The sequence below is a fragment of the Bacteroides sp. An269 genome, assembly GCF_002159755.1.
GTDB classification, from domain to species: Bacteria; Bacteroidota; Bacteroidia; order Bacteroidales; family Bacteroidaceae; genus Phocaeicola; species Phocaeicola intestinalis.
On sequence record NZ_NFJG01000129.1, the window covers coordinates 1 to 11,583 of the forward strand.

Below are 11,583 nucleotides of genomic sequence, written 5' to 3' on the forward strand. Positions count from 1 at the left end.
CCGGCGGAACGACAACACGCCCGCACCGGGCAACAGCAGCATAAGAAAAACACGCATAAAGAAGTATGCGTCCGGGCTGTCCATGCGGAAAAGCCATACCACAGGCAAGGCAAAACAGGCATAGATAATTGTGATGAGCTTGCGGGCCGGATAAAAATAGGTTTCTTCCTCGTCAAACGGACGGCACATGTGGAAATAACGCACCAACGCACAAAACAGTGACGTAACGACCAGTATCAGGCAGGATGCCGCATAATAGATTTCAGGACCTTGTATTATCATATCGGATTTCTAAAAATTTTGCGAATTTACAAAAATCCGTTCGTATTAGGCCTCTAATCAGAGCTTTTTATCATCTAACCCCCTTATTTTTCATATGTATGTCAAAGAACAATGGATTATTTCTTTATTTTTATGGCTTTTACTAAATGCAGTTCCTTTATCCCGAGTTTACGAAGTTCGGGCGAATGCACATAAATGACACCGACCTCATAAGTGTCGGGCTTCACATGAAAACTGTAAAGCAGATAACCGGTATATGGTTTGGCAAGCAGGCACGCATGCCCGCTATCTTCCTCATCACAGAAACAAAAAATGCCTCGAAAACTCATCCCCAATCATCGCACGATAAATTCAGAACAGTTTATTTGTAACTTATAATGTGTCGGTATGGAATCCCAACTTGAGGAGTAAAACCGCTATGTGTACGTAGGATACAAGGTTTTATGATATGGCAGTTCTTGGTCACAACGATGTAAGATTTTACTCAATAATGATTTTGTAGTGCATAAATAGTACATATATTGTGCAACAGACATTGTTATTTGAATGAAAAATAGTAATATTGCATTTGAATAACAATATAGGGAATGAAAAACATCATTCTAAATCAACGCAAGGAACGTGATGGACTGGTCGTTTTGAATATATGGATGTCCTGACGCATTTTAGAAGTATAGAAGAACTGACGAAAACGCTTTCACGTGAGCAAAGATTGCTAAGTGAGATGTTTGGGAAGCGGAAGCTTATGAAGTTTCCGTTGGGTCTTGCCATTGACCTTGTCGGAGGAAATGAACAAAGATTGAGAAAGCTGGTTGATTATGGTGTGCTGGTGGAATCCGGAAATGCGGTTGAGATTGAGAGCGACTATCTGAACTTCTTTGAGGAAGTGCTGAATGTCAATGAGGAAATTAGCGTATTAAGCGTACAGGAATGCATCAACACCCTGAAAGAGAATATCGGTTATTTCTTGCAAGAGACTAATCCCAACCGCAAAGCCGGATATCAGGATAGTGTGCGGCAACTTTTAAAGAAGACCGGATTCAGGACTCTGAAAAATGTGGTGGATTTGAAGCGTAATATGGACAATGCCTATAAGCAGGAACCCAATTATGTCATCAAAAAGAAGAAACTGGAGAATCTGGATGAAAAGAGCCATAGCATTCGTGCCATGATACGTGAATGTGAAAAACTGATGGATAATGAACACGCCTTTTTCATCATGGCCAATGATCCGCACATGGCAAAAACGTGTAGCGATGTGAAACATGATTTTGTAGAAGCCTATCATGCGCTAATGGAAATTGACAGACAGATTATTTCCTATATCAATCAGATAGACCTGCAAAATCAACTTTACAAAAAGATACGGAAGTTGAAGTACCTGCAAGATCAGTTGCTTATCAAGACTGACACGAACCTTGTAAAAGTTCTGGAAGAAAGGAATCCTCTTTGGATGGAATCCCGCCAATATAATAAGATTCGCCTGTCTTTAGAAATGCTAAGGGAAAACGATCAGGTAGTAAAGCTGCTGAGACGAATTGCCGAAAGGAATGGAATACAGAAAACAGCCAGAACGGAAGCCGGGCCTCTGGCAGAGGAAGACTTGCAAGAACATATCCGGCAACTGAAGGAGGTGGATTCTGCCGAAGTCTGGAATGCATTTTTAGCATCAAGTTATAATCTGTTTGAGTTCATTCTGAGGTATGACTATAAAGTAAAACGTAGCATAGAAGAACATGCCACTCTCTTCTGTCAGTTGGTTATCTTGCATCCTGATGAATGCCGGATAACAGGCGAATATGCAATTTATCAAGACATTGAATATCCTATAATTTATGCGAAATAATACTCAAAGAATATACGAGCGGTTAAGCCGGGGAGAGTTTCTTTCGGTAGACAGTGCAGATGCCTCTGTCCGTCATCTGTATGAGGATATCGAGGAGAATTTGGAAGATTATACAGAATACTTCAAGGAAATCGGTCTGCAACTGGAATCTGGTAATGGTTACTTCTATTTTTCAAGAATAGGAGAGGGTAAACAGACGATAGAGCAGAAATTGGACAGCTTTTCAAAATGGCTTGACTATCTGGATTTTCTGAAATGCTATAATCAGTCATTTGCTGCAGGATATCAGTTTCGCAAAAGTCATTTGACAGAACAGATCAGTCTGGATATCGAACTGAAGGAAAAGGCAAACCGTCTGTTCAAGAAATACGGTGTGGGGTCTAATGTTGAAATAGTAAACAAACTGCTTCAGGAAATGCAGAACATGGGATTTGCGGAGTGTATCAGCGAACTTGATGAGACCTTTAAGGTTACTTCGGCATTCCGCTATGTCGAAGAATTGGTTGAAATAATTCAAATTGCAAATGAAGATGAAATACCTGAATAAGATTATTTTTATCAATAGTGCCAATATTCCGTATGCAGAGATATCTGTAGACGGGAATGTGCATTTCACGGGGACTCAGGGTGTCGGTAAAAGTACGGTATTGAGGGCACTGCTGTTTTTCTACAATGCGGATAAACAGCATTTGGGTATTCAACAGGGACAGAAATCGTTTGATGAATTTTATTTTCGCCAGTCAAACTCTTATATACTTTATGAAGTGATTCGAGACAATGGCGCATATACGATACTTGTCGGCAGATATCAGGGACGCGCTTCATGGCGGTTTATTGATGCACCTTATCAGCGTGAATGGCTAATAGACGATGACAAGCAGGTATTGAGTGACTGGGTGAAGATTCGCGAACGTATAGATAAAGACGTAGCTGTTTCTGCAAGAATCGAGTCCGGTGTGATGTTTAAGGATATAATCTTCGGCAACACTCATGACCATAAATATGCGCGTTATGCATTGGTGCAGAGTTCGCATTATCAGAATATCCCACGAAGCATTCAGAATGTCTTTCTGAATACCAAACTTGATGCGGACTTTGTAAAGAATACGATTATACAATCCATGACTGATGAGGATTTGCCGATTGATTTGCAGACCTATAGACGACTTGTTACAGATTTTGAGCGGGAGTATGACGAGATAGACTGTTGGTTCCGGCAAACACGTGATGGCAGTTACCCTGTGCGTCAGCAAGCATTGAAAATAGCTGAACAGGGCCGTACAATTGTAGCACTCGACCAGCAGTTGTCTGACGTATGGCACATGCTTAATCATGCTGTAGCTTATAGTGAAAAGCATATACCTCTTTTGGAGATAGAAGCCGCAGAAGTTGAAGCGGACATAGAGAAAGAGCATAACCGTGAAAAGGAACTTACGGCAGAATATGATAAAGAAAAAGACGCACTCAATCAGGACCTTGGTGCCCAAAAGGGTAAATTGAAGGAAATAGCACAGGCAAGAAAGTATTTCGCTGACGAGGGTATTGATGACAAACTCGCTCTTGCCGGTCGTGAGTCTGCTATCAGACAGGAGGCTGCTGATAAACAAACGCTATTGGATGATTTGTTGAAAGCTTATGCATCGATAGAAGAAAAGTACAACATTGCAAGAGGTAAATTGGAAAATGCACGTCAGGCGTTTGGGAACATGCAGAAAGAAGCATATTATCAGAAACAGACCGAACTTCAGATAAAGCGTAAGAGCTTGGAAGAAGAACGTACCAGAAACAGGAATCAGGTTATGGAGACTTTCAACAGCTGGCGACACGACTCTGACGAACGTCTGCAAATGTTGTTGACCGAACAGAACAGGACTGAAAATGCGCTGAAGGAACTCCGGCATTGGCATCCCAAAGCTACTGAAATAAAGCAAGTAGATGAGGAACTGCAACAATTGAATTTTTCGGAAAAAGAGAATGCGGCCCAACAGACAGCGGTAAAAAATCAGATTGCCCGGATTACTGCCGAGTATGAGATGAAAGAAACGGAGATAAAACAATCCTCTCAGCGTGAGCAGGAACGTCTTGACGCTGACCGTACACAAATGCGTGAACAAATCGCGAAGATTCATGATTTATTGGCTCGTTTAGACGGTTCTCTTTACAAGTGGCTTTGTGAAAACGCTGAAGGTTGGGAGAACACGATAGGCAAAGTCGTTGACGAAGAGAGGATTCTATATGCTCAAGGGCTTGACCCTCAGTTGGACACTGTGGCTAATAGTATGTTTGGCGTAAAGTTAAACCTGGATAATATTGCCTCTGTGCATCGTACGCCTGATGAATATAGATTGGAGAAGAATAGCCTGGAAGAGCAGGTACGGCAGATTAACCATCAGCTTACGCAATTGCCTGTTACTCTTCAGGAAGAGATAGCTAAACTTGGCAAGAAATATGCTGTACAGGTCAATCCGCTTCGTCAGAAAATGACATCGTTGAAGGTGGAAGAAGAACAAGTGCCAGCCAAGCGGCAGAACCTGCAAAACCGCAGGCATAAGCTGGAGATGGAAGAACAGGAACAGATTGCCCGAGAAAAAGATGTTCGTGAACATTCCTTTAATGAAGCAGTACTGCATGTGAATTCGGAGAAGGAGGCGCGCAATAAGTATGAATTGAAGAATAAAAAGGACCTTAAGGAACTCGATTCATCGTTTAACAAAGCAGTCAAAGCACTCGATGAGGAATTGCGTATTTTCAAGGAGTCGCAAGATGCTGTAGCGGTCGAACGTAATCAGGAATTCGCCGCACAGAAGCAACAACTCAACGAACAGCAGAAAGCCGAACTTGCAGGCAAGGGCGTTGATACGAACCTGCTCGAGCAATACCGCAGGGCTTTAAATGATTTAAAGGATCTGTTGATGAGGATTGATAAAGAACGTTCAATTGTTATCAGATATCGCGACACAGAGCAAAATCTTTTTGCCAAGGAGCCGGAAATCAAAAAGACAATTAAGACTATAGAGCAGCGGCTCGCCATGATACGTCAGCGTTATGAAGACAGGCGGACACGTATCGGGAAAAAATGTAAAGAAATGGAAGAGCGCCGGAAAAAGGTTCGTGGTGAACTGACGCATAGGAGAGAAGGCTTGACGTTTTATCATCAGATGGTAGAAAATGAGCATCTGGTGCCTGATGCTTTCCTCTCTGATGACAAGATGAAGAAGACCGAGTTGGATTGTCAGCAACTTTTAAGTCAACTTCGAGGTACGGTCAATCAGAAGCGTGAATCGATAGACAAGCTTAAATCCATAGTTGTCAGTTTCAATCGTAACTTTAAGCCCCAAAATGCTTTCCATTTCAATACAATGCCTGTAACAGACAATGACTATTTGGAGATTGCAGCGGATTTGCAGGACTTTATGGATAATAATAAAATCGAGGAGTTCCGTAGACGTACCAGCGAGCATTATAAAGATATTTTGGGACGTATCTCGGCGGAAATCGGTTCACTGATGAAACGCAGGTCGGATGTGGATGGGGTGATACAGGATATAAACCGTGATTTTATAGAAAAGAATTTTGCAGGAGTAATCAAGAGTATTGAACTCAGGGCAGATGAGTCATCTGACAAACTCATGAAACTGCTTATATCCATTCACGATTATGCGGTAGAGAATGCTTTTTCTATCGGCGAACTGAACCTTTTCTCAAATAATAATCGGGATGAAGTGAACCGTAAGGTCGTAGATTATCTGAAGAGCCTGTCTCATCAGTTGCAGAACGAACCGAATCGTCCGACTGTATCTTTGGGGGACGCTTTCCGTTTACAGTTCCGTGTGAAAGAGAACGACAATGACACCGGCTGGGTTGAACGTATTAATAATGTAGGATCGGATGGTACGGATATTCTTGTGAAAGCAATGGTTAATATCATGCTCATCAATGTGTTTAAGAAAAAGGCTGCCAAAAAAAGTGGTGATTTTATCGTACACTGCATGATGGATGAGATAGGTCGCTTGCATCCTACCAATATAAAAGGCATTCTGCAGTTTGCCAATTCACGCAATATCTATCTTATTAACAGTTCACCTACATCGTATAATCCATACGACTACCGCTATACATACCTGTTAAGTAAGCATGGAGTAAGGACAAGAGTAGAGAAATTGTTGAAACGAATAAATTAATCGGATAATATGGCACTAAGTGCGTCTATACAAGCATTGTTAGCCGGTGAACTGGTTGCCGGGTCGAGGCTGAACAGTAAGTTGCTTGATGAGCTGTTGGCAGAAGGTCTGCTGTTGGTTGTATCACGTGGCTCAAGAAAATCATATCGTGCCCGTGATACTGAGGCTCTGAAAAGATTTCTTGTAGATAAGGATGAGCGTTATCGCCTTCTCGAAGTAAATGCTTCAGATTCCCGTGCCACAATGGCTGCGGAGACAGGAAATTCCAAACTTGTTATGGTCCGTTCCTGCCCTGGCTTCCCTGTAAACAGTTATGAACGTGTCGAGTGTTTCCTGGGTGGAGACCCATTCCCGGTAAATCCGCAAGAAGGAAGCTTCCTCTTTGTCTCAGACTGGAAGAAATTTGCAATACCGGAAGATGTAGTAGTGATGGGTGTGGAGAATATGGAAAACTTTAGGATGATTCGTAAGCAACGGACATTCTTTGAAAAATACCTTCATAATCATGACCTTTCTGATAAAGTACTTTTCGTATCCAGATATCCACAATCGACCGATCTTAGGAAATGGCTGTGTACTATATCCAATCATTATCTTCACTTCGGTGACTTTGATTTGGCAGGAATAAACATATTTCTCTATGAGTTTCAGCAATATTTGGGCAAAGAACGTTCTTCCTACTTAATTCCGGATGATATAGAATCCCGTCTGAAGTCCGGTTCTCGGAAAAGATATGATGAACAATATTACCGTTTCAAAGACATTAAGTCGGATGTGTGCGAATTACAACAGTTGATAGATTTAATTCATCATGAGCGAAAAGCTTATGATCAAGAGGGTTACATATGTTGTAATCCGTAGAAACGGATAAGAATTGAAAGTTATAAAAATACAGTTCAGTAAGGATAGTCTTGCTGAGCTGTATTTTTGTCTAAAACTTGCAGCAGTTATTTAGGACTAGTCATTCTTTTATATCTCTTTTGAATTACAAAAAAAAGACTCACCCAGAGCGCGCTGTTCTTATGGGAAGCGGGGTGAGTATGTAGTTGCAAATTTAGTTGATAGATTTCATATTCCAATGTTTTTCCTTGAATTTTTCTGGGCAAATGAATGGTATTGTGGATGTTCAATATAGGTAGAGAATCGGTGCATCTCAAATCAGTAGGTTATGTTTCTCCATAGCGAACATATGACATTTGCCCAAAAAGTAATTGAAGGTGATAACAATTTTGACAAAAAGACACAGATTTGTCGAAATTGTCATAAAAGGCATACCGAATTTTTGCAAAAAATTCGGTATAGAATCAGGTGGGAATATTTCTTATAGGCTTTGTGCATGACAGAAAGAAGTCATAGAAAACGGGAACAAACAAATTTTGCCATATATCCCAAAATGAACCGACATCAGACCATTACGGAGGGAAATCTTACCAAGGTTCGGAGGAAAATCTATATTTGACCTAAGGAAAAGAAGAATTTTCTGACTCTAGTTAGGTGCATTTCCTGAAATCTTTTATAATTTTGCCATGCAATTGGAAATTTATAAAGACACGATGCAACATAATAGAATGAACATATTATCAAATATATCATATCGAAGCACATCATGCTTTGAGCGTATGCCATATGTTCAAACTTCAAGCATTGAATCCTTCGATAAATTCAAAAGCGCTTTCCAACGAACATATTATAAACAGGCTGGGATATATTAGATGCAGATATCCCTCCAGAATTAATTGAAGCCGTTGGAAAGTCCTTGCCAAACTTTTCAACGGTTTTATTTTGCCCACTGGTGACGTTCGCATCATACGACCTTCTCCGTCATTTCCGTCCATGGGTATTAGATTTTGTATGAACCGCGCAGTGATGCGCACAAAACTAAAGGAGATTATGAATTATAAATTTGACGGAAGCAGGGTGTTCTTTACATCCGACACCCACTTCAATCATACCAATATCATCAGGTTTTGTAACAGGCCTTTCAAGGATGTGGCCCATATGAATGAAACGATTATTTCCAACTGGAACCGCGTGGTCAGTCCAGATGATATCGTGTTTCACTTAGGTGACTTTTGTCTGGGAGGTTCTGCTGAATGGATAAACGTACTGAGCAGGCTGAATGGAAAAATCTATCTTATTATTGGCAACCATGACATAAAGAATCTGAGACAGGACTACAGGAAATACTTTGAACAGGTTGTGATGCAGATGTATATTGAGGTAGATAAGCAGAAGATCTATCTGAATCACTGTCCGTTCCTTTGCTATGGCGGTTCATACAATGGCACCTGGCAGCTTTTCGGACATGTACATACCAGCAGGCACAACACCGGGAAGGACGCTCCGAGGCTAAAGATGCTTTTTCCCACGCAGTATGATGTTGGAGTAGATAACAACGATTTCACCCCTGTCTCATTTGCACGGGTAAAGGCAATCATAGAGAAGCAGATAGAACAATCAAAGAAAGGAGAGCAATAAGATGAGGATACAATACATGAGCGATCTGCACCTGGAGTTCCAGGAAAACAGCAGATATTTGAAACATAATGAGCTGCCGGTTACCGGCGATGTACTGGTGCTGGCCGGAGACATATTCTACCTGAAAGACAAGGTGGCTCCACTGACAAAGTTCTGGAAATGGGCTTCAGAGAATTACCGACAGGTGCTGATTGTCCCCGGCAATCACGAATATTACAACTATTCGGATGTGATGGAACGGGGGCTGCAATGGCGGTGGATGTTCCGGGAGAATGTCGGCTACTATCAGAATCAGGTTGTTCGCATTGATGATACCGATTTCGTGCTGAGTACGCTGTGGTCACGGGTAAATCCGAACGATGAATATTTTGTATGGAAAGGCATGAACGATTTCCGTCAGATTAAGTTCAGTGGAAAACTACTACAGGTGGAGGAGTTCAACTGGATGCACGAGACCTGTATTGACTTTATTCGGAAAAGTATCAAGGAAAGTACGGCATCTCATATCGTAGTGGTTACGCATCACCTGCCGACACTTCAGGTAGTGGCTCAGCATCATAGGGATTCCGTGCTGAACAGCGCATTTGCCAGTGAATATGGAGAACTGATAGCTGACAGCCGGATTGATGCCTGGATTTACGGGCATTCGCATACCAATATCGGCACTGTGATTGGCGGAACCCGTATAATCTGTAACCAGATGGGATATGTTTTTGAAGATGAACACCTGATGAACGGATTTGATCCGAGCAAGTTTATTGAAATTTAATGGACATACAGAAATGTACGAAAGAAAGATCATAGATAGAAGGCTCCTTGCCGATTTGGCGAAGGAGGTTGGCTTGAACGCTTCGCATCTGGAGGCGTTGGGCGAAAGCCGCCAATGGGAGATTGCTGTTGATGGCGATATGTTGGAACGGCTGGTTGATATTCAACATCGGTTCGAGCGGTTGGCCGCAATGGGCGATGATGAATACCGGGGATTCTATATCGAGGTGCCGCGACCTACTCCGGAAGAATGGGGAGATGTTGAGGAGTTGATTGCTTTCGGGGAATATGACAGCCGGGAGGCGTTCTTAGCTGACTGGTTGGCATTCAACCCGATGGAGACCAGGTGGTTCCATGTTGCTTCGAACCGATACGTGGATTCCCGGTCAATCCGTGTTACGGACCGGAAGCGGATCAGCTTTATTATTACGAATGACTCCAAGTGCACGGATGCAGAGCCAGATAATACGTGGTGCAGAGAGAACCTGACCCGCCTCTTCAACTATCTGCAAAGGATGATTGATGTCGTTGTCTCGAATTCCGATGGGTTCAACGATTACGTGGCACATAACCTGCCGTACCAGCAGCGTACAGGACGGATTGCACAAAAGGTATTTAACCGCATAGTACCGAATTTCAAAATTGAGGTGGAAGATCGGGAAATGGCTATCAAGGCATTGGAGGAGTCGGTGCACTGGCATTCTGCCCCTCTTTTAGAAACCATGACCATCCGAAAGTATTGCACCTATTACCGCATTGCCAACGAGGTGTATGAGGCTTATCACCGGAAGCGTGGATTCAGGGGGCGTATCTATACAGATCCGCAGGATGTTCCGGAAGAATTGCGTGATGTAGTCTACTACAAGCGGAAGAAGTTCGGGGATGTAATGGAAATGTATGACATTGACAGTCCGGAGGATTTCATGCGGTTCGCAACTGACCATTACGGTGAACTTGGGCTTTCACGTCTGAATATCTTAGCTTCAAATGTTCAACCTCAGGGATGGAAGATTGTTGTTTCCAACAGTTACTCGTCCAATGTCGGGCTGGCTATTGAGGTGGCTACGGCTCTGTATAAGGCCGGGACACCGCTGCTGATATACGATGCAGAAAAGCTCCTGAAAATCCTGCTTGAAGAAGATTATGTGCGGCTGCTTCCCGACTCCTTTCACAACTATATGGGTTACCAGGAAGAGGGCACTGTCTATGAACTGCCGTGGAAATATGAATGTTCGGACGATTCTAATTCGGTTCTGACTAAGGAGCAATATCAGGCGATTGTCTCTAATGTAGAATGGCAGGAAGTGGAGAAGCTTAGGGCTACTTAACTCTTATTTTTCATCGGCTGACGTACTTTGGCAATCTATTTGAAAATCGGTAGTATGCAAATTATCGGCACTGATTCGAAATAGTGCTGATAATTTGCTTGATTCTGATATTTGATAATATGATTCTTGACAACTTTCAACAGCCAGGCATTATCCGATTCGATAGAACTGTCCACAACCATATGGTTTATCAGGAGGAAGAAGCTGTTAATGGGCTATCATGTGAATATACATGTAGTGACAGACGGCAGACGTTCAAGTGATGAGGATGTTTTTATAATATTCCAATCAGAATATCAGTAAGCATTTGAACAAATGCACCTTTTACACTTTAAGGTTTTGTTGTAGCTTTGCGATAGCAAATACAATCAAACCTCAAGTATTATGAACAGACTAGAATTTGAAGAATTAGAACTGCAGTTACAACAAAGCGGACTGCCGGGATGAATGCCATCCTTTATATCAACAAGACCGGCTGCCAGTGGCGTATGCTTCCTTCTGACTTCGCCCCTTGGCAAACCGTCTATTACTACTTCCGCAAGTGGAAGCTTGAAGGTGTGTTTGAAGAGGTGATGGATGCCTTGCACTCTTTTATCCGTAAACAGGCGGGACGGGAGGAAAGTCCCAGTCTTGGCATCATGGATTCCAGAAGCGTAAAGACCTCCCATCATGTTGATTCTGACCGTGGTATAGACGGGAA

General features: G+C 42.4%; 8 protein-coding genes and 2 pseudogenes. 8 read left to right on the top strand and 2 right to left on the bottom strand.

The genetic code is table 11. The features are described 5' to 3' along the window. Together B5F71_RS16845 and B5F71_RS16850 are read right to left on the bottom strand one after the other, a co-directional pair. A pseudogene (locus tag B5F71_RS16845) lies at positions 1 to 282 on the bottom strand (hypothetical protein); the annotation flags it as partial. A gap of 116 nt (positions 283 to 398) precedes the next feature. After that, a complete protein-coding gene (locus B5F71_RS16850) occupies positions 399 to 611 on the bottom strand; it encodes a hypothetical protein (protein WP_087212623.1) in 213 nt (70 codons plus the stop codon). Between the two features lie 416 nt (positions 612 to 1,027). Here B5F71_RS16850 and B5F71_RS16855 point away from each other — a divergent pair, with 416 nt between their 5' ends. From B5F71_RS16855 to B5F71_RS16895, 8 genes and pseudogenes are all read left to right on the top strand, one after another. Further along, the gene (locus tag B5F71_RS16855; RefSeq protein WP_241148638.1) at positions 1,028 to 2,128 is read left to right on the top strand and encodes a hypothetical protein; all 1,101 of its coding nucleotides are present in this window, start codon (positions 1,028 to 1,030) and stop codon (positions 2,126 to 2,128) included. Beyond that, the gene (locus tag B5F71_RS16860; protein ID WP_087212630.1) at positions 2,118 to 2,675 is read left to right on the top strand and encodes a hypothetical protein; all 558 of its coding nucleotides are present in this window, start codon (positions 2,118 to 2,120) and stop codon (positions 2,673 to 2,675) included. Before B5F71_RS16855 ends, B5F71_RS16860 begins: the two co-directional genes overlap by 11 nt. Next, positions 2,659 to 6,309 carry an ATP-binding protein gene (locus B5F71_RS16865; RefSeq protein ID WP_087212646.1) on the top strand — a complete coding sequence of 1,217 codons (3,651 nt, stop codon included), beginning with the start codon at positions 2,659 to 2,661 and terminating at the stop codon, positions 6,307 to 6,309. The genes B5F71_RS16860 and B5F71_RS16865 overlap by 17 nt, the downstream gene beginning before the upstream one ends. A 9-nt stretch (positions 6,310 to 6,318) precedes the next feature. After that, positions 6,319 to 7,170, top strand: coding sequence for a hypothetical protein (locus B5F71_RS16870; RefSeq protein ID WP_087212633.1), 852 nt, complete (start codon positions 6,319 to 6,321; stop codon positions 7,168 to 7,170). Positions 7,171 to 8,199: 1,029 nt separating this feature from the next. Next, positions 8,200 to 8,787 carry a metallophosphoesterase gene (locus tag B5F71_RS16880; protein ID WP_087212640.1) on the top strand — a complete coding sequence of 196 codons (588 nt, stop codon included), beginning with the start codon at positions 8,200 to 8,202 and terminating at the stop codon, positions 8,785 to 8,787. A gap of 1 nt (position 8,788) precedes the next feature. Next, a complete protein-coding gene (locus B5F71_RS16885; RefSeq protein WP_087212643.1) occupies positions 8,789 to 9,556 on the top strand; it encodes a metallophosphoesterase in 768 nt (255 codons plus the stop codon). 13 nt (positions 9,557 to 9,569) lie between these two features. Beyond that, complete coding sequence (locus B5F71_RS16890) at positions 9,570 to 10,883, top strand: hypothetical protein (protein WP_087212649.1); 1,314 nt, start codon at positions 9,570 to 9,572, stop codon at positions 10,881 to 10,883. Between the two features lie 449 nt (positions 10,884 to 11,332). Continuing rightward, a pseudogene (locus tag B5F71_RS16895) lies at positions 11,333 to 11,583 on the top strand (transposase); the annotation flags it as partial.